Source organism: Streptomyces sp. NPDC030893, from assembly GCF_055571535.1.
The window spans coordinates 1-18,923 of record NZ_JBVIFC010000020.1 but is presented as its reverse complement, the minus strand read 5'-3'; the positions used below and the strand labels follow the sequence as shown (position 1 = coordinate 18,923).

Sequence of the window (18,923 nt, the reverse complement as noted above, 5' to 3'; positions counted from 1 at the left end):
TTCACAAGCAATTATGACGTACTGCTTTTCCGACTCGGAAGGGGGGTCCCCTGTGACGTCAACCCCTTCGCGCAAGCCTTCCGGACATACGGAGGCGGCCGGCGGATGACCGCCGGCCGCCTGGGCGCATGCGCGCTGCCCGGAGCGCCTTCGTTCCGGTCAGACCGCCCTGCGGAAGCCTTCCGTCACCTTCAGGAAGATGTCGTTCGCCTCGGTCTCCCCGATCGTGACCCGTACGCCCTCCCCCGGGAACGGCCGGACGACCACGCCCGCCTGCTCGCACGCCTGCGCGAACGGCACCGTGCTCTCCCCCAGCCGCAGCCACACGAAGTTGGCCTGGGTCTCCGGCACCGTCCAGCCCTGGGCCCGCAGCGCGTCCATCACCCGGTTGCGCTCGCAGACCAGCGAGCCGACCCGGCCGATCAGCTCGTCCTCGGCCCTCAGCGAGGCGATCGCCGCGTCCTGCGCGATCTGGCTCACCCCGAACGGCACGGCGGTCTTGCGGAGCGCCGCGGCCACCGGCTCATGGGCGATCGCGAAGCCGACCCGCAGCCCCGCCAGCCCGTACGCCTTGGAGAAGGTCCGCAGGACGCAGACGTTGGGCCGCTCCCGGTAGATCTCGACGCCGTCGGGCACCTCGGTGTCCCGGATGAACTCGCGGTAGGCCTCGTCGAGGACCACCAGGACGTCGCCGGGCACCCGGTCGAGGAAACGCTCCAGCTCGGCCCGCCGCACCACGGTGCCGGTGGGGTTGTTGGGGTTGCAGACGAAGATCAGCCGCGTCCGGTCGGTGACCGCGTCGGCCATCGCGTCCAGGTCGTGCACATCGCCCGGGGTCAGCGGCACCTGGACCGACGTGGCACCGCTGATCTGCGTGATGATCGGATAGGCCTCGAAGGACCGCCAGGCGTAGATCACCTCGTCGCCGGGGCCCGAGGTGGCCTGCAGCAGCTGCTGGGCGACGCCGACCGAACCGGTACCGGTGGCCACATGGGACGTGGGCACGCCGAAACGCTCGGAGAGCTCGGCCATCAGGGCGGTACAGGCCATGTCCGGGTAGCGGTTGAAGGAGGAGGCCGAGGCCGCCACGGTCTCCATCACGCCCGGCAGCGGCGGATAGGGGTTCTCGTTGGAGGACAGCTTGTACGCCGCCGGGCCGCCGGCCACCGCCGGTTTGCCCGGCTTGTACGTGGGGATCCCCTCCAGCTCGGCGCGCAGCTTGGGGCTCGTCTCGCTCACCGCAGTCCTCCTCGCGAAGACCGGCGGCCCATGACCGCCGCCGACATCCAATACTGCTCACCTTATGAGGATTCGGCGCCGCTGCGTATAGGCGCGGGAGAGGCGTGCGCGGGGACGGTGCGGACCCGGGCTCGCCCCACCGGTCACAGCGGCAACAGGGGCAACATCACCCGAAGAGGTACGAACGGCGCGCGGGCCAGGGGCGCGCCGCACATATATCTACGCGCCGGTGGTTCGCGCCGTGGCGCGCATCACCCGTGCAGGTGAGTTGAGACCTCTTCGCAACATCCGACCCTCGCCAGGCCCGCATGCGTCGACACGTCAGTTCTTGCCATGGGGACGTTCAACACCCTTTATTTCCAAGGGGTTTGATAGAGAATGATCATGCAGAAACGTGCCTGTCAACGCTTGCATATGCGTCCGCCCTACCCCGCCGCATGAGCCCTACTATCGGCTCGCCATGACAGCAGCAGGGAAGCACCAGGTGAGCCGCGCGGAAACCTCACGCCGAGGCAGCAGGCCGGGTCGAGCGGGCATCAGGGACGTGGCCGCCGCCGCCGGAGTCTCCATCACGACCGTCTCCGACGCCCTCAACGGCAAGGGCCGGCTCCCGGACGCCACCCGGCGCCACGTCCGCGAGGTGGCCGACAGACTGGGGTACCGTCCCTCGGCCGCCGCCCGTACGCTCCGCACCGGGAAGTCCGGACTCATCGGCCTGACCGTGACGACGTACGGGGATGAACCTTTCACCTTCACCGAGTTCGCGTACTTCGCCGAGATGGCGCGCGCCGCCACCTCCGCCGCGCTCGCCCGCGGCTACGCCCTCGTCATCCTCCCCGCGACCTCCCGCCACGACGTGTGGTCGAACGTCGCCCTGGACGGCACGGTCGTCATCGACCCCTCCGACCAGGACCCGGTGGTCAGCGAACTGGTCCGCCAGGGCTTACCGGTCGTCTCCGACGGCCGCCCGGCCGGAACGCTGCCGGTCACGGCCTGGGTCGACAACGACCACGAGGCCGCCGTCCTCGGCATCCTCGACCACCTCGCCGACGCGGGCGCCCGCCGCATCGGCCTGCTCACCGGCACGACCACCGACACGTACACCCACCTGTCGACCACCGCGTACCTGCGCTGGTGCGAGCGCGTGGGCCAGGACCCGGTGTACGAGGCCTACCCGGCGCACGATCCGTGCGCGGGCGCCGTCGCCGCCGACCGGCTGCTCGCCCGCCCCGACCGTCCCGACGCCGTGTACGGCCTGTTCGACCCGAACGGTACGGACCTGCTCGCCGCCGCCCGCCGCTACGGTCTGCGGGTGCCGGACGACCTGCTGCTGGTCTGCTGCAGCGAGTCCACCGTCTACGCCAGCACCGAGCCGCCCGTCACCACGCTCTCCCTGAAGCCGCGCCGCATCGGCACGGCGGTGGTCCAGCTCCTCATCGACGCCATCGAGGGGGTCGACTCCGACCAGCCGGTCGAGCAGGTCATACCGACCGAGCTGATCGTGCGCACCTCCTCGCAGCGCCGTCCGCCGCGTACGACGGTCAGTCCGCCGAGGTCGCCGAAGGGGACGTGAGGCCCCGGGTGCGGGACGGGGCCGTCGCTTCCGGAGGGGGGAGGCGAGGGCGACTGCCGTTCAGCCGTCCGGGGGAACGTGCGCGAGGGGTCACGACGGGGGCGTACGGACCGGGTGATCACGACGGGGAGCGCGCGGACCGGTGGTCGCGGCGGGTGGCAAGCGCACGGCCCGGGCCGTCACGGCGGGGAGCGGACGGCCCGAGGGCGTGGCGGGGCGTATGGACCGGGGGCGTGGCGGGGCGTGTGGACCGGGCGGTCGCGGAGCGGCCGTAGACCGGTTCAAACGGGGCGAAAGCCACGGTGAACCGGAGTCTCGCTCCGATTCACCACCCCTGGGTCATCACACAGCGCGATCCGCATTCCTATGATGGGCCCACGACACCGCGGGCCGCTGCGACCAGGCAGTCCGACGGTGCAGATGCGGCGCGATGGTGGAGGGGTCGATGACTCAGGGGGCCGGTCAGGGACCCGAGGTGGAGCGGACGGCGACGTTGCGCGACTTCCGGGTACCCGCGTACGTCCACGAGACCGGCCCGTACACCCAGAGCACGCACCCCGGCGACATCGCACCACGCACCGAGGAGACCTACCCGGAGGGGTACACGCCCACCCAGCGGGACCTCCCCGTCATCAATCGGGGCGACACTGTCCAGGTGACCGTCGACCCCGCGCCCGCTCCCGCCCCGCACCCCGCCACCGGGCAGGGACCGCTCTACGTGGTCGGCGACGTCCACGGGTACATCGACGAGCTGCTGGCCGCCCTCCGGGAACAGGGCCTCGTCGACTCGGCGGGCCAGTGGTGCGCGGGCACCGCACGGCTGTGGTTCCTCGGCGACTTCACCGACCGGGGACCGGACGGCATCGGCGTCATCGACCTCGTGATGCGGCTGTCCGCCGAGGCCGCGGCGGCCGGCGGCTACTGCAAGGCCCTGATGGGCAACCACGAGCTGCTGCTGCTCGGCGCCAAGCGGTTCGGCGACACCCCCGTCAACTCCGGGGCCGGCACCGCCACCTTCCAGGCGGCCTGGCTGCTCAACGGCGGCCAGAAGACCGACATGGACCGCCTCCAGGACCACCACCTGCAGTGGATGGCCCGTCTCGACGCCGTCGAGGAGGTCGACGGCCACCTGCTGCTCCACTCCGACACCACCGCCTACCTCGACTACGGCCGCTCCATCGAAGAGGTCAACGACACCGTCCGCGAAACGCTCACCCGCAACGACGCCGACGAGGTCTGGGACCTGTTCCGCAAGTTCACCCGGCGGTTCTCCTTCCGCGACGAGGGCGGCGCCGACGCGGTGCGCTCCCTGCTGGATACGTACGGCGGCACCCGGGTCGTTCACGGCCACAGCCCCATTCCGTATCTGCTGGGCGAAGTCGGCTCCGAGGACGGCGAGGACGACAGCGGTCCCGTGGTCGACGGACCGCATGTCTACGCCGACGGACTCGCCATCGCGATGGACGGTGGGGTCACCATGGCCGGAAAACTGCTGGTCCAGCAACTGCCGCTGGACGCCTGAGCGTTCCGCGGGCCGTGATCCGTCGGTCCGCCGTCGCATCCCGCCGACGGCAATTTCGGTAAACCCCCTGTCACCGCGCGCCGTCACCGCTCTACCATCGGCTTATCCGTAGCAGGCTCCCCTCCGTTTCTGCCCGACGGCTCGTCAGCATGCCGAGCCCCAAGCCCTACGGAGCATCGGGGGATGCACATGAACAGCGTTCCGCAGCACCTGCTGAGCGAGGACCGCCAGGAATACGAGCGGGTTCTCGATGAGGCGCTGCGCTCCGCACCACACAATCCGGAACTGGCCGCTGTCGGACAGCGGCTCAACTCGGAACAGCTGCGCACGATGGCGCTCGGCGCCACCGCGCTCATCACCGCGGCCGCGGCGACCGAGTACCAGCACTATGTGAAGGTCCGCGATGAGCTGCGCCGGCCACCGGTGCCGCCCACCCCGGCCGTCCACGACTCGGAGTACCGCTCCGACGGACCCGGCAAGAGCGCGACGGGGCTCGCCGCCACCATGGGCGAGGTCGCCGAGACGGCCGGGGCCGGCGCCGTGGCCGTGGTCGCCGTCCTGGCGCCCGTTCTCTCCGGGACGGCCGCCGCGATCTTCCTGCTCGTCGGCTACATCCTGGGAATGCTCGACCCCAAAGCCGCGTTCGCCCGGACCATGCTCACCACGGGGTGGGTGTTCGGCGCGGTCACGGCGGTCGCCATCCTCGTCGCCGCCGTCGGACTGCTGCTCACCGCGCTGCGCAACAAGCCGTCGGCGCTCGGCGGCGCGTACCGCGAGCTCGACGAGGAGGTGACCCGGGCCAGGGACGTCTGGCGGGAGGCCCTGCTGGAGCAGGGGATCGTCCCGTTCCTGCGGGACGCCCTGAACGACCCGGCGACGGCCGCCGCGCTGCAGCACACGGCACCGTCGGCGCCGTCCGGCCGTATGCCGCACCTCGGGTACGACCGGCCGGGCTTCTCCAGCCCCGACAAGGGCTCGGCCCGGGGCACGCGGCCGAGTTACTCCAGTCCGGACTACTCGAGCCCGGACTTCGGAGGGCCGGAGCACCGGCCGGAGTAGCCCGGGCAGCCGGACGGCCGGACCCGTCCGTCGGCTTGCGCTCCCGCGCGGGGCGCGAGCCGGGTGGATGGGCCGGACACCGGTGTGCCGGGTAACCGTGTGCCGGGTGCCGGTGTGCCGGATCCTCGGCTGCCGGATACGGGTGCGCTGCTTGCCGGACGGCCCGGTTCCCGGCGAACGGTTCCCGGCGGCCGGTTCTCGGCGAACGGTTCCCGGCGGACCGGCGCTCAGAGAGGGGACCCCTTGCTCGTCGAACTCGCTGTCATGAGCCCAGTCTGCCCATCCGCCGCCCCGGGGAGGACGAAGGGTCCCCGGGGCGCCCGGCGACCCTGATCACCGGCCCGGCGGCCGGCCGGCACCCGTGGGACACCGGCCGGCCGTGACCGCCCGGGGTCAGTCCGCCAGCGGCAGGTAGACGCGGTTGCCGGCGGCCGCGAACTCCCTGGACTTCTCCAGCATCCCGGCCCGGATCTCCTCCGGGGTGGCACCCGTGTCGCCGCCGAACTGCTCCGTGATGCTCCTGCTGATCTTCATGGAGCAGAACTTCGGACCGCACATCGAGCAGAAGTGGGCCGTCTTGGCGGGTTCGGCCGGGAGGGTCTCGTCGTGGAACTCACGGGCCGTGTCCGGGTCGAGGGCCAGGTTGAACTGGTCCTCCCACCGGAACTCGAAGCGGGCGTCGGACAGCGCGTCGTCCCACTCCTGCGCGCCCGGGTGCCCCTTGGCGAGGTCCGCCGCGTGGGCTGCGATCTTGTAGGTGATCACGCCTGTCTTGACGTCGTCCCGGTCGGGCAGGCCCAGGTGCTCCTTGGGCGTGACGTAGCAGAGCATGGCCGTGCCCCACCAGGCGATCATCGCGGCGCCGATGCCGGAGGTGATGTGGTCGTACGCGGGCGCGACGTCGGTGGTCAGCGGACCGAGCGTATAGAACGGGGCTTCATCGCAGATCTCCTGCTGAAGGTCGATGTTCTCCTTGATCTTGTGCATCGGGACGTGGCCCGGGCCCTCGATCATGGTCTGAACGTTGAAACGCTTCGCGACCGCGTTGAGTTCCCCGAGCGTGCGCAACTCCGCGAACTGCGCCTCGTCGTTGGCGTCCGCGATCGAGCCGGGCCTGAGGCCGTCGCCCAGCGAGTACGTGACGTCGTACGCGGCGAGGATCTCGCAGAGCTCCTCGAAGTTCTCGTACAGGAACGACTCCTTGTGGTGCGCCAGGCACCACGCGGCCATGATCGAGCCTCCGCGGGAGACGATGCCGGTCTTGCGGTTCGCGGTGAGCGGTACGTACGCGAGGCGCACACCCGCGTGGACCGTCATGTAGTCCACGCCCTGCTCGGCCTGTTCGATGACCGTGTCCTTGTAGATCTCCCACGTCAGTTCCTCGGCCCGGCCGTCGACCTTCTCCAGGGCCTGGTAGAGCGGCACGGTGCCGATGGGGACGGGGGAGTTGCGCAGCACCCACTCGCGGGTGGTGTGGATGTTGCGGCCGGTGGAGAGGTCCATGACGGTGTCGGCGCCCCAGCGGGTCGCCCAGGTCATCTTCTCCACCTCCTCCTCGATGGAGGACGTGACGGCCGAGTTGCCGATGTTGGCGTTGACCTTCACCAGGAACCGCTTGCCGATGATCATCGGCTCGATCTCCGGGTGGTTGACGTTGGCCGGGAGCACCGCCCGCCCCGCCGCGATCTCCTCCCGGACCACCTCGGGAGAGACGTTCTCCCGGATCGCCACGAACTCCATCTCGGGGGTGATCTCGCCACGGCGCGCGTACGCCAGTTGCGTCACCGCCCGGCCCGCACGGCCCCGCCGCGGCAGGCGCGGCCGGCCGGGGAAGACGGCGTCCAGGTTGCGCAGCCCCCCGCGCGGAGAGGTGTGCTTGATTCCGTCGTCCTCGGGACGGACCGGGCGGCCCGCGTACTCCTCCGTGTCCCCGCGGGCGACGATCCAGTTCTCCCGCAGCGGAGCCAGCCCCCGGCGGACGTCCGTGTCGACGAGTGGATCGGTGTACGGGCCCGATGTGTCGTACAGCGTGACCGACCGCCCGTTGGTGAGGTGCACCTGACGGACCGGCACCCGCAGGTCGGGGCGGGTGCCCCCGACGTACGCCTTGTGCCAGCCGATGGACTTCCCGGCCTCCCCGTCCGCCGACGTCTCCGTCGGGTTCTGGGTGGAGGCAGGCGTGCGTGCGTCCCTGTTGGTCATGAGACCTACTCCCTACGCCGGCATTACCCGGTAACAGGTTCGGCGGTCGACGCAGCGGTTTCCGTCTGACGACGTTTCGTGTGGAACATCACTCGACGTCGGTGATGTTTCATGTGAAACATCGCTGGGACGGAGGTCAGCGCCCTCTCAGCCCGGTGCTCCGAGCTCCCGCGTGTACAAAGGTGCCACCACGCTAGCGTCATTTCTGGCGCGGTGAACAGAGGGCCCCCCTCGTTCTTGCGATGATCGGGCGGTGACGCCGACTCAGCCTCCCCCGTATCCACCACCCGAACCACCGCACGGCAGTGGAGACGGGCACGGTCCCGGACAGGGGCACGCGCACGCCCATGGGCACAGTCACAGCCACGGCCCCGCGGCGCCCGTGTCCCAGCACCTGCGCAAGGTCATCGCGGCGATCCTGATCCCGTTCGCCGCGGCGGTGCTGATCGCACTCGCCGTCCTGTGGCCGGGTGGTGCCCCGGCCCATGAACGCACCGGAGTCGGCTTCGACCGGCAGACGGAGCATGCGACGGTCACCAAGGTGGTCGAGGTGAGCTGCCAGTCCGTGAACGCCTCCGGGGGCGTTCCGACCGGTGACACGTCCACCGCCGAGGGTTCCTCCGCCCAGCAACAGGCCGACGGCACCTGCAAGAAGGCGACGATCCGGGTCGACACCGGCGACGACAAGGGCCGTACGTTCACCGAGATCGTGCAGCCCGACCAGTCCCGTCAGCTGGAGCAGGGTCAGGAGGTCGTGGTCGCCTACGAGCCGTCGGCGCCCGAGGACCTGCAGTACTCGGTCACCGACGTGAACCGGCGCTTCCCGCTGGCGCTGCTCGCCGGCGTCTTCGCGCTCGCCGTCGTGGCCGTGGGACGGCTGCGCGGTGTCATGGCCCTCGTCTCCCTTGCGGTCAGCTTCCTGGTGCTGAACTTCTTCATCCTGCCCGCCATTCTCCAGGGGTCGAACCCGCTGGTCGTGGCGGTGGTGGGAGCGAGCGTGATCATGCTGCTCGCCCTGTATCTCTGCCACGGGTTCTCCGCGCGCACCTCAGTGGCGGTGCTCGGCACCCTCATCTCGTTGCTGCTGATCGGTGTCCTGGGGTCGGTGTTCATCGGCTGGGCCGCGCTCACCGGGAACACCGACGACAACACCGGTCTGATCCACGGGCTGTATCCCGGGATCGACATGAGCGGCCTGCTGCTGGCCGGCGTCATCATCGGCTCGCTCGGTGTCCTCGACGACGTGACGGTCACCCAGACGTCCGCGGTCTGGGAGCTGCACGAGGCCAATCCGTCGATGGGCCGGCGCGGGCTGTACCGCGCGGGCATCCGCATCGGCCGCGATCACATCGCGTCCGTGGTCAACACGCTGGTCCTCGCCTATGCGGGCGCCGCACTGCCGCTGCTGCTGTTGTTCACCATCGCCCAGAGCAGCGTGGGGACGGTCGCCAACAGCGAACTGGTGGCGGAGGAGATCGTGCGCACCCTGATCGGTTCGATCGGTCTCGTCGCCTCGGTGCCGGTCACCACGGCACTGGCCGCGCTGGTGGTCTCGGCCGACCGCCCGGCGGCACGGTCGCGGTCGTCCGCACAGGCACAGGGGCGGGCACAGAGTCAGGGTCAGGGGCACGCGCAGGTACGCGGCCAGGTGCCGGACGCCCGGTCCGCCATGGGTCGCGGTGGCAGGGGCAGGCGCCGTAAGCGCTGAGGTCCACGGGGCGGGGGCGGGGCCGCTGAAGCGTTCCGCCACCGGCCCGCCCCGCGGGGCGTCTCAGCCCGCGCTCTGCTCCGCCAGAATCCGGTCCAGCGCGTCGTCGAGGTGGGCGTCGAAGTCGGCGAGCGCCCCCTCCTGACCGAGCGGGACCAGCTTGTCGGTGCGGTCGAGGAAGGCCACGAGCGGCGCGGTCGACGAGCGGAACAACGCCTGGTCGCTGCCGACCTGAAGCCGGATCAGTACCTCGCCCAGCAGCTCGGGGTCGACCGGTGAGACCCGTACATCCCCCTCACCGCACGGCCGGCCGACGCCGTCGATCAGCAACTCCCGGCCGAAGGCCCAGGTCACGGGGGCGTCCCCGGGCAGGTGGAAGGTCAGCCGCACGGCGTAGGGATCGCAGGTGTCGTAACGCAGCTCCACCGGGATGCGGAAGGACAGCTCCTCCGACACGAGAAAGCTCATCATGACCTCTGCCTGTACGGATTCGCGCATCGCCTACCCCGTGATTCGCCGCGGACTGGCCGGGCATGGACTCTGACACCAGATGAAATCTTGCTGAAAGTACACAGCAGATCACAAGGAGTGAGTTTTCAGATACTGATAGACAGCGCGAGTGACCCGAGCATGCGCCCCAGTTCGGCCTGCAGATGCTGGGCCGCGGGGAGGAGACGGTCGGCCTGGTGTGCCGGCAGGGAGATGGCCATCGACGCCGCCGTGGCACCCACGGTGATCGGAATCGCCGCGCACACCGTCCCCAGAGCGTATTCCTGGCGCTCCGTCATCAGCTCCATGCGCCGGGTCCGGTCCAGCCGCCTGAGCAGACTGTGGTCGTCGCGCACGGTGTACCGCGTGACGGGTCGTACGGGGTAGCGGCTCAGGTGGTCGCGGCGGGCCTCGCCGTCGAGCTGGGAGAGCAGGCACTGCCCGATGGCGTGGGCGTGGCCGGTCTCCCGGAAGTCCGCCCATTCCTCGACCGCGGGATTGCCCGGGGTGTCGGAGACGCAGACGACGTCGATCTCCCCCTCGGCGTACACCGCGTAGTACACGGGAACGCCGATCGCGTCCCGCCAGCGGGCGAGGGTGTCGACGACCTTGCTGCGACGTTTCTGCTGTGCCCCGCTGCCGCTCAGCCGCTCAGCCGCCTCGCCCAGGAAGAACAGCCCCTTGTCACGGCGCAGATAGCCCTCGTGGACCAGGGTGCGCAGCAGGTGGTACGTGGTGGGAAGGGCCAGCCCGGTCTCGCGGGCCAGCTGCTTGGCGGGGGCGCCGTACGCATGCCCGGCGACGGTCTCCAGCAGGCGCATGGCTCGCTGTACGGAGCCGATGAGGGTCGCGGTGGGCGCCGAGGGTTCCGGGGGCGCCGGGGGTGCAGGGGAGCGGGGCTGCGGGGGGACCGCGGTCAGATGGGCGGTGGTGCCAGTCGTGGCCAAGGGTCACTCCCGAAACGCGAGGGGGCAGCCCGTGCGGGAACACGGGGTGGGGGTCGCCGCTCGCGGGGACCGTCCCCGCGTCGAGTTCCGGACTCTAACGGGCTGTCACCGCACGCAGACGGCCCGCCGGAGAAACTTCCCCCGCCCGAGGGAACCGGCGATTCCTGTTACCGCCTCGCCGGCCCCCCTCGGTTCACCAGTCGCTGCGCGACGAGGAACTCGACATGAACTTGCGTACGACGTAGATCAGTCCGCCGACCAGCGCCACGAACAGCAGCAGCTTGAAGAGCAGCCCGATCACGAAACCGACCACGCTCGCTATCAGTCCGCCGAACACCACCAGGGCGATGACCGGCACCGCGATCCACTTCACCCACCACGGCAGTCCCGTGAAGATCTCTCGCATCGCCCTCGTCCTTGTCTCTCGCCCGTCGAGTGCCGGGTCGTGTCAATGATGTCCTGCACTTGATGCTAGGGCGGCGGGTGGCCCGGTGGGGGCTTGGGACCCCTTGTCCTCCCCTGACCGATCCCCTAGGGAACCCGCGGTGCCCGGCTCAGCTCTCCGGGGGAGAGAACACCACCAGAACCCGCAGGTCCTCGCTGATGTGATGGAACTTGTGGGCCACCCCGGCCGGTACGTACACCACGCTGCCGCGGGCCACCTGCGTGGTCTCCATGCCGACGGTGATCGACGCCCGGCCGCTGACGACGAAGTACACCTCGTCCTGGTTGTGCGGCTGCTGCGGGTCCTGGGCGCCGGCGTCCAGGGCGTAGAGGCCGACCGACATGTTCCGCTCCCGCAGGAACTGCAGGTACGCACCGTCGTTGGCGGCGCGTTCCGCCTCCAGTTCGTCCAGCCGGAATGCCTTCATCTTCTGGTCCCGCCCCTGCCTCACTGCCAAGCCCGATCGTGTCTGTCACGATCAGACACATGATGAATTTCCTAGTCAAGACGATCGCCAACGCGGGCGCCCTCGCCGTCGCGGTGTGGCTGCTCGACGACATCACCCTGACCGGTGACAGCACGGGCAAGGAAATAGGCACCCTGCTCCTGGTCGCCCTGATCTTCGGCCTGGTGAACTTCCTGGTCAAGCCGGTCGTGAAGCTCCTGAGCCTGCCCCTGCTCATTCTGACGCTCGGACTGTTCACCCTGGTGGTGAACGCGCTGATGCTGCTCCTCACCTCCTGGCTCGCCGACCAGCTCGACCTCAGCTTCCACGTGGAGGGCTTCTGGACGGCCGTACTGGGCGGCCTGATCATCTCCGTCGTCTCCTGGGCGCTCAACGTCGTGCTGCCCGACGGGGACTGAGCGCGATGACCTACCGCGTCTGTTTCGTCTGCACCGGCAACATCTGCCGCTCCCCGATGGCCGAGTCCGTCTTCCGCGCGCGTGTGGCGGAGGCCGGGCTGGACGGCCTGGTCGAGGTGGACAGCGCCGGTACGGGCGGCTGGCACGAGGGCGAGGGCGCCGACCCCCGCGCGGAGACCGTGCTGCGGGAGAACGGCTACGGCACCGGCCACACGGCCCGGCAGTTCGATCCGGCCTGGTTCGCCCGCCTCGACCTCGTCGTCGCGCTCGACTCCGGCCACCGCAGGGCACTGCGGCGCCTCGCACCCACGGAACGGGACGCGGACAAGGTGCGTCTGCTGCGTTCGTACGACCCCGCCGCCGGTGACGACCGCGACGTGCCGGATCCGTACTACGGCGGGTCGGACGGGTTCGACGCATGTCTTGAGATGGTGGAGGCGGCGAGCACCGGACTGCTCGCCGCGGTACGCGCGCAGGTGGAGGGACGGGCTGCATGAACGATCCGACGACGGGCGCGGGCCACGGCCCGGCCGTGCCCGGAGGGGCGGGTGACGGCACCCGCGCGGTGCGGGCCGGGCTGCCCGAACCGGTCAGGCACGAGCCCACCCTGCCCGGGCCCGTGTTCGCGGCCCACTTCCATCTGCCGGGCGACCCCACCGGCCCGTACACCTACGGCCGGGACGAGAACCCGACCTGGACGCTGCTCGAGCGGGCCATCGCAGAGCTGGAGGCGCCCGGGCGGGACGATGTCGAGGCGCTGGTGTTCGCCTCGGGCATGGCCGCGATCTCCTCGGTGCTCTTCTCCCAGCTGCGCGCCGGGGACGCGGTCGTCCTGCCGGACGACGGCTACCAGGCACTGCCCCTGGCACGCGCCCAGCTGGAGGCGTACGGCATCGAGGTACGCACCGCGCCCACGGCCGGTGACGCCCAGCTCGAGGTCCTCGCCGGCGCGAAGCTGCTGTGGATCGAGACGCCCTCCAATCCGGGACTGGACGTGTGCGACGTACGGCGGCTCGCCGCGGCGGCCCACGCACAGGGCACCCTCGTCGCCGTGGACAACACCCTCGCCACACCGCTCGGCCAGCTCCCGCTGGAGCTCGGCGCCGACTTCTCGGTGGCCAGCGGCACCAAGCAGCTCACCGGGCACGGCGATGTGCTCCTCGGGTACGTCACCGGCCGCGACACCGAGGCCATGGCCGCCGTCCGCCGCTGGCGCAAGATCGTCGGAGCGATCCCCGGACCCATGGAGGCCTGGCTCGCGCACCGCTCGATCGCCACGCTCCAGCTGCGTGTCGACCGGCAGAACGCCACCGCCCTGACGCTCGCGCGTGCGTTGCGGGAGCGGCCGGAGGTGACGGGCCTGCGCCACCCGGGCCTGCCCGACGACCCCTCGCACAAGACCGCCTCGCGGCAGATGCGCCGCTACGGGTGCGTGGTGTCCTTCACCCTGCCCACGCGCGAGCGAGCGGACCGCTTCCTCGACGCGCTGCGGCTCGTGGACGACGCGACGAGCTTCGGCGGCGTACGGTCCACGGCGGAACGGCGCGGACGCTGGGGCGGGGACGCGGTGCCGGAGGGCTTCGTCCGCTTCTCCGTGGGCGCCGAGGACCCGGCGGACCTGGTGGCGGACGTGCTGCGCGCGCTGGACGAATCAGCCCGCTGACCGGCCGCGACGGTCGGGCGCCAGGCATCCGGCGCACTGCGGCGGGCGGTCCGAGCCTCCCCCCTCGTGGCTCGGACCGCCCTCGGTTCCACGCGCGAAGAACCGCGCGACCAAGGCTAGTTGACTCAGTGTCAGTGTCCAATCACGGTAGCGACAGCGACCTATCGACTTATTTATAGTTGGCCGGGTCCGGCCTGCAGCGGGGGCTGACCGAGGAGGGTGTGCCGTGGATCTGGCCTTGCTGCGGACCTTTGTGACCGTGCACCGGGCCGGCTCCTTCACCCGTGCCGCCGCCCTGCTCGGCCTCTCCCAGCCGGCCGTCACCTCCCAGATACGGACGCTGGAGCGCCAACTGGGACGCCCCCTGTTCCTGCGCCAGGCACGCGGAGTGACACCGACGGCCATCGGGGACGAGCTCGCCCACAAGGCCGCCCCCCATCTCGACGCCCTGGTAGGGATAGCCGAGTCGGGCGCGGAGGAGGACCCCTCCCTCCGCACGCTGCATCTGGCCGGCCCTCCGGAGTTCACCGCCGAGCGCGCACTGCCCGCGCTCACCGAGCTGACCGGGGAGAACGGCCGGGGCTTCGCGCTGCGCGCCTCCTTCGGAACCGCGGAGGAAACCCTGGAAGGGCTCGCCGCCGGACATCATGATCTGGCCATCAGCACGGCCCGACCGCGCGGCGCCCTGCTCTCGGCGACTGCGCTCTGTGACGAGGAGCACGTCCTGGTGGCCTCCCCACGCTGGGCCGAGCGGATCGGCTCCGGCACGCCCCGCGGGTCCGGCCCGTCCGCCCTGGAACGGGTCCCGGTGGTCGAGGTCCACGAATCGCTGCCGTTCGTCGCTCGCTACTGGGCGTCCGTCTTCGACTCCCGCCCGATCGCCCCGGGCACCGTCGTCGTCCCGGATCTACGCGCGGTGCTCGCCTGTGCCACCGCGGGAGCGGGACTCGCGGTGCTGCCGCGCTACCTCTGCGCGGGAGCGCTCGGGCGAGGGGAGGTGGTCGCTCTGCACGAACCGGCGGTCCCTCCGCTGCGCACCTATTTCCTGGTGGTCCGCACCGGCACACTGGCGATGCCGCACATCGCACGGGCCCACGAGTGGCTGGAGCGGGCGGCCGCCGACTGGTGCTGAGCCGCCGAGTCGACGTCCCGGTCCGGAAACCGGCCCGTGGGATCGCCCGATGTTTCACGTGGAACCAGCCGGGCCACATTTCCCCCATGACCGTCCGACCCGTGGTCAAGCGCACCGCACGAGCCGTTCTGCTGGACGGCGAGCATCTGATTCTGATCAAGCGCACCAAGCCCGGCATGGACCCCTACTGGCTCACGCCGGGCGGCGGGGTCGAGCCGGAGGACTCGACCGTCGTGGACGCCCTGCACCGTGAGGTGTACGAGGAGCTCGGCGCGAAGATCAGCGATGTGGTGCCCTGCTTCGTCGACACCGTGGAGCACATCGGCGAGGACGGCGGCGCCACCGGCGTGAAGGTGCAGCACTTCTTCGTCTGCCGCCTGGAATCCATGGACCCGTCCCTGCGACACGGTCCGGAGGTCGACGAACCCATCGGCGAGTACGAGATCGTCCGCGTGCCCTTCACCCGTGTCGGCATCGCCTCCGTCCATCTCGTACCGCTGTCGCTGCGGCACTACCTGGACGGAAACATCGAGGGCGTACGCGCCATGCACGCCCCCGACCTGGGCTGACCCGGCACTCACACGCATGGCCGAAAGCCCGCACCAGTCTGCCCCATCGGGTGGACGACGGAGCCCTCCGTCGGACAGCCTGACCTGCGTGCCGACACCTTCCCTTGCCTCTCTCCCCATCCGCCGTCTGACACTCCGCGATCTGGCCGCCTGCGCCGACTTGTCCGAGGACCGGGGGTGGCCACGGGAGGAGCACAAGTGGGGCCTCCTCCTCGCGGCCGGAAAGGGGTACGGCATCGACGACCCCGGAGGCGGTCTGGTGACCGCCTGCGTCGTCACCGAGTACGGGCCGCGGGAGCAGCCCGATCTCGCCGCCATCGGCATGGTCCTGGTGGCCGGACGGCACGCCCGCCGGGGTGTGGGACGCCGGCTGATGCGCCACGTCGTGGCGGCCATGGGCACCACGCCCCTCACGCTGCACGCGACTCCCTCCGGCCGGCCGCTCTACGAGGAGCTCGGTTTCAAGACCGTCGGCCGTGCCGAGATGCTGCGGGGTCATTTCGCTCCCACGGGTGGCCGGCCGGAGGTCGCCACCCGCGCCGCGACCGCGGAGGACCTCCCGGCCATGCTCCGGCTCGACGAGGAGGTGTTCGGTGCGGACCGGACACACATCATCGCCCGGCTGCCCGCCTTCGCCGACCTGCTGCGCGTCGCCGAGGAGAACGGCCGGCTCATCGGTTACGCGGCCGCCTGGCCCAATATGGACACCCATGTCGTGGGCCCGCTGATCGCCCGTGACACCGAAACGGCCAAGGCCCTCATCACGTCCCTCGCCGCGCATACCGAGCGACCGCTGCGCACCGACATCGATGTGCGGCACGAGGAGCTGCTGGGCTGGGCGAAGGAACACGGACTGGAGTCCGTCGCCTTCAACGCCGTCATGACGTACGGGATCACGGAGCTGCCCGGGGAGTGGAGCCGGCGTTTCGCCCCGGTGACGGTCGCGGCGGGCTGACGCCCACGGGCACGACGACGCCGGTCCCGACCGCTCGGGACCGGCGTCGGCCGTGTGCCGTGGACTCTCGTCAGACGAGGGCGGCCACCGCGGCTGTCGCGAAGGAGTGGTCCTGCTCCGGGGCACCGCCGCCGACACCGATCGCGCCGATCAGCCGTCCGTCGCGCCGGATCGGCACACCACCGGCGATGAACAGCAGCGGCCGGTCGAGTGCGGTGGGCAGGGTGTGGAAGAGGCCTCCGGGCTGCACGGCGTCCACGAGATCGGCGGTGGGCGCGTTCAGCTGGAGCGCGGTGTACGCCTTACGGGTGCTGGTCTCACCGGAGATCAGCACCGCCCGGTCGTCCCGGCGGAAGGTGAGCGGATGGCCGCCGGCGTCGAGCACGGTGACGCTGACGGTGACACCGGCCGCTTCGGCGGCCTCGCGTGCGGCGGTGACGAGGGCTTCGGCGTCCGCGGTGGTGAGCGGGGCGACAGCCGGGGTGGTGCTCATGAGGGGGTTCTCCTTGCGGTAGGGGTGATGCCGGTCGTGCCGGAGGGAGCCGGGGGTGCGGGGACGGCCCTGGCCCCGCGCCTGCCGGTGCTGTGGGTCAATGAGTGGTCGCGGTCGCCCGGGTGCTGTGCACGGGGCCGTCGGCCGAAGTGCCGGGCGCGCTTTCGCGGCGCTCGAGAGCCGAGGAGACGAAGGCGAGCACCAGCGCCGCCGTGGCGAGGAGGGCACCGACCCAGTTGGGTGCCGTGTAGCCGAGTCCGGCGGCGATCACCAGGCCGCCCAGCCAGGCGGACAGCGCGTTGCCGAGGTTGAAGGCGCCGATGTTGACGGCCGAGGCCAGGGTGGGGGCCCTGTGCGCCTGGTCGAGCACCCGCTTCTGCAGCGGCGGCACCGTGGCGAATCCCAGAGCGCCGATGAGGACGATGGTGACAGCAGCGGCGATCTTGTTGTGCGCGGTCAGGGTGAAGAGCGCGAGGACGACGGAGAGGGCGCCCAGGGACACGTACAGCATGGGCATCAGGGCGCGGTCGGCGTACCGGCCGCCGACGAGGTTGCCGCCGAACATGCCGAGGCCGAAGAGGACGAGCAGCCAGGTGACCGAGCCTTCGGCGTAGCCGGTGACCTGCGTCATCATCGGCGCGATGTAGGTGATGGCCGCGAAGACGCCGCCGAAACCGAGGACCGTCATCGCCATGGCGAGCAGGACCTGAGCGTTCTTGAAAACGGCCAGTTCATGGCGTAGCCGCACGCCCTCCGGTGTGGGCGTGTCGGGGACCAGCTCGGCGACACCGGCCAGAGCGACGACGCCGAGGGCGGCGACGATGCCGAAGGTGACGCGCCAGCCGACGGACTGACCGACGAGCGTGCCGAGCGGGACGCCGACGACGTTGGCGACGGTCAGTCCGGTGAACATCGACGCGATGGCTCCGGCCCGCTTGTCCGCCGCTACCAGGTCGGCCGCGACCACCGAGCCGATGCCGAAGAAGGCGCCGTGGGCCAGCGAGGCGACCACCCGTCCGGCCAGCATGAGACCGAAGGACGGGGCCAGCGCCGAGAGAAGGTTCCCGGCGACGAACAGTCCCATCAGCAGCATCAGCATCCGCTTGCGGGAGATACGGGTGCCGAGCGCGGTCATCAACGGGGCGCCGAGCACGACACCCAGCGCGTAGCCGGTGACCAGATGGCCGGCGGTGGGGATGGAGACACCGAAGTCCGCCGCGACCTCGGGCAGCAAACCCATGATCACGAACTCCGTGGTTCCGATCCCGAAGGCCCCGATCGCGAGGGCCAGAAGCGCGAGAGGCATGAGGGAAACAGACCTTCCGAGACAATTGCAGGAGCGCTTTGCGTGCCATCACAATAATTGCAGACGCGGGTTAATTGCAAGCGACGGCTATTGCAGGCGTGCTCTACCCTGGTGTTCAGGAGCTCCTGGACGGAGGAAACGCCCATGACAGCCACGGACCCCGCGCTCACCGCCCTCGCTCAGGGCTGGTGGGCACTCTCCCTGCTGCACGGGAGGATCGAGGCCCACATCGAGCGCGCCCTTCAGACCCGGCACGACCTGAGCGTGCGGGAGTACTCCCTGCTCGACGTGCTGAGCCGCCAGCACGACGACGAAGGCGGCCATCTGCAGATGAAGCAGGTCGCCGACGCGGTCGTACTCAGCCAGAGCGCCACCACTCGCCTGGTGACCCGGCTCGAGGACCGCGGGCTGCTCGAGCGCTATCTGTGCCCCACCGACCGGCGCGGTATCTACACCAACGTCACCGAGGCCGGCCTGGAGCTCCTGGAGGAGGCACGGCCGACCAATGACACCGCCCTGCGCGAGGCCCTCGACGCGGCGGCGCAGAACCCGGAACTGGCCCCTCTGGTCCGGGCGGTGGAAACCCTGAAGGCTCCGGTGCCCGCATAGAGTGCCGGCATGGGGGATCTGGAGATACGCGCCGCCGTCGCCGACGACCTTGCCGGTCATGTCCCCTGTCGTGGTGTAGGCGATCAGTCGTCTGACGTGGCGGGTAGGACGGTTGGGGCATCGAGGTAGAGGGCGTCCATGCTCTCGT

General features: G+C 70.6%; 19 protein-coding genes. 11 read left to right on the top strand and 8 right to left on the bottom strand.

The features are described 5' to 3' along the window. Positions 1-159: 159 nt before the first annotated feature. Complete coding sequence (gene hisC / locus ACZ434_RS28700; RefSeq protein ID WP_468460871.1) at positions 160-1,239, bottom strand: histidinol-phosphate transaminase; 1,080 nt, start codon at positions 1,237-1,239, stop codon at positions 160-162. A 460-nt stretch (positions 1,240-1,699) separates the two neighbouring features. On the opposite strand from hisC, the gene ACZ434_RS28695 reads away from it, so the two are divergent. From ACZ434_RS28695 to ACZ434_RS28685, 3 genes are all read left to right on the top strand, one after another. Next, on the top strand, positions 1,700-2,812 hold the full coding sequence (locus ACZ434_RS28695) for a LacI family DNA-binding transcriptional regulator (protein WP_468460870.1): 1,113 nt from the start codon (positions 1,700-1,702) through the stop codon (positions 2,810-2,812). A 430-nt stretch (positions 2,813-3,242) separates the two neighbouring features. After that, positions 3,243-4,334: a metallophosphoesterase gene (locus ACZ434_RS28690; protein ID WP_468460868.1), complete on the top strand. Its 1,092-nt coding sequence runs from the start codon at positions 3,243-3,245 to the stop codon at positions 4,332-4,334. A gap of 183 nt (positions 4,335-4,517) precedes the next feature. Further along, complete coding sequence (locus ACZ434_RS28685) at positions 4,518-5,393, top strand: hypothetical protein (protein ID WP_468460866.1); 876 nt, start codon at positions 4,518-4,520, stop codon at positions 5,391-5,393. Between the two features lie 393 nt (positions 5,394-5,786). On the opposite strand, the gene thiC is transcribed toward ACZ434_RS28685, so the two are convergent. Beyond that, on the bottom strand, positions 5,787-7,595 hold the full coding sequence (gene thiC / locus ACZ434_RS28680) for a phosphomethylpyrimidine synthase ThiC (RefSeq protein ID WP_468460864.1): 1,809 nt from the start codon (positions 7,593-7,595) through the stop codon (positions 5,787-5,789). A 253-nt stretch (positions 7,596-7,848) separates the two neighbouring features. On the opposite strand from thiC, the gene ACZ434_RS28675 reads away from it, so the two are divergent. After that, the gene (locus ACZ434_RS28675) at positions 7,849-9,303 is read left to right on the top strand and encodes a YibE/F family protein (protein ID WP_468460862.1); all 1,455 of its coding nucleotides are present in this window, start codon (positions 7,849-7,851) and stop codon (positions 9,301-9,303) included. A gap of 63 nt (positions 9,304-9,366) precedes the next feature. Here the strand turns inward: ACZ434_RS28675 and ACZ434_RS28670 are convergent, their stop codons facing one another. From ACZ434_RS28670 to ACZ434_RS28655, 4 genes are all read right to left on the bottom strand, one after another. Beyond that, positions 9,367-9,801 (bottom strand): SsgA family sporulation/cell division regulator, encoded by a 435-nt coding sequence (locus ACZ434_RS28670; RefSeq protein ID WP_468460860.1) that lies wholly within the window; start codon positions 9,799-9,801, stop codon positions 9,367-9,369. Positions 9,802-9,899: 98 nt separating this feature from the next. Continuing rightward, the gene (locus ACZ434_RS28665; RefSeq protein ID WP_468461045.1) at positions 9,900-10,613 is read right to left on the bottom strand and encodes an IclR family transcriptional regulator; all 714 of its coding nucleotides are present in this window, start codon (positions 10,611-10,613) and stop codon (positions 9,900-9,902) included. Between the two features lie 319 nt (positions 10,614-10,932). Continuing rightward, positions 10,933-11,145, bottom strand: coding sequence for a DUF5326 family protein (locus ACZ434_RS28660; protein WP_076975245.1), 213 nt, complete (start codon positions 11,143-11,145; stop codon positions 10,933-10,935). A gap of 148 nt (positions 11,146-11,293) precedes the next feature. Beyond that, positions 11,294-11,611, bottom strand: a complete 318-nt coding sequence (locus tag ACZ434_RS28655; RefSeq protein ID WP_468461044.1) for a cupin domain-containing protein — start codon at positions 11,609-11,611, stop codon at positions 11,294-11,296. A 59-nt stretch (positions 11,612-11,670) separates the two neighbouring features. Here ACZ434_RS28655 and ACZ434_RS28650 point away from each other — a divergent pair, with 59 nt between their 5' ends. From ACZ434_RS28650 to ACZ434_RS28625, 6 genes are all read left to right on the top strand, one after another. Beyond that, the gene (locus ACZ434_RS28650) at positions 11,671-12,048 is read left to right on the top strand and encodes a phage holin family protein (RefSeq protein WP_468460858.1); all 378 of its coding nucleotides are present in this window, start codon (positions 11,671-11,673) and stop codon (positions 12,046-12,048) included. 5 nt (positions 12,049-12,053) lie between these two features. After that, positions 12,054-12,545 carry a low molecular weight protein-tyrosine-phosphatase gene (locus tag ACZ434_RS28645; protein WP_468460856.1) on the top strand — a complete coding sequence of 164 codons (492 nt, stop codon included), beginning with the start codon at positions 12,054-12,056 and terminating at the stop codon, positions 12,543-12,545. Then, positions 12,542-13,711, top strand: a complete 1,170-nt coding sequence (locus tag ACZ434_RS28640; RefSeq protein WP_468460854.1) for a cystathionine gamma-lyase — start codon at positions 12,542-12,544, stop codon at positions 13,709-13,711. The genes ACZ434_RS28645 and ACZ434_RS28640 overlap by 4 nt, the downstream gene beginning before the upstream one ends. A 226-nt stretch (positions 13,712-13,937) precedes the next feature. After that, the gene (locus ACZ434_RS28635) at positions 13,938-14,843 is read left to right on the top strand and encodes a LysR family transcriptional regulator (protein ID WP_468460852.1); all 906 of its coding nucleotides are present in this window, start codon (positions 13,938-13,940) and stop codon (positions 14,841-14,843) included. 86 nt (positions 14,844-14,929) lie between these two features. After that, entirely contained in the window at positions 14,930-15,412 is a 483-nt protein-coding gene (locus ACZ434_RS28630; RefSeq protein ID WP_468460850.1) for an NUDIX domain-containing protein, read from the top strand. A gap of 88 nt (positions 15,413-15,500) precedes the next feature. Then, positions 15,501-16,367: a GNAT family N-acetyltransferase gene (locus ACZ434_RS28625; RefSeq protein WP_468460848.1), complete on the top strand. Its 867-nt coding sequence runs from the start codon at positions 15,501-15,503 to the stop codon at positions 16,365-16,367. Between the two features lie 70 nt (positions 16,368-16,437). On the opposite strand, the gene ACZ434_RS28620 is transcribed toward ACZ434_RS28625, so the two are convergent. Further along, positions 16,438-16,860, bottom strand: coding sequence for a GlcG/HbpS family heme-binding protein (locus ACZ434_RS28620; RefSeq protein WP_468460846.1), 423 nt, complete (start codon positions 16,858-16,860; stop codon positions 16,438-16,440). A gap of 97 nt (positions 16,861-16,957) precedes the next feature. Next, a complete protein-coding gene (locus ACZ434_RS28615; protein WP_468460844.1) occupies positions 16,958-18,166 on the bottom strand; it encodes an MFS transporter in 1,209 nt (402 codons plus the stop codon). Between the two features lie 144 nt (positions 18,167-18,310). Here ACZ434_RS28615 and ACZ434_RS28610 point away from each other — a divergent pair, with 144 nt between their 5' ends. Next, positions 18,311-18,775: a MarR family winged helix-turn-helix transcriptional regulator gene (locus ACZ434_RS28610; protein ID WP_468460842.1), complete on the top strand. Its 465-nt coding sequence runs from the start codon at positions 18,311-18,313 to the stop codon at positions 18,773-18,775. Positions 18,776-18,923: the final 148 nt, after the last annotated feature.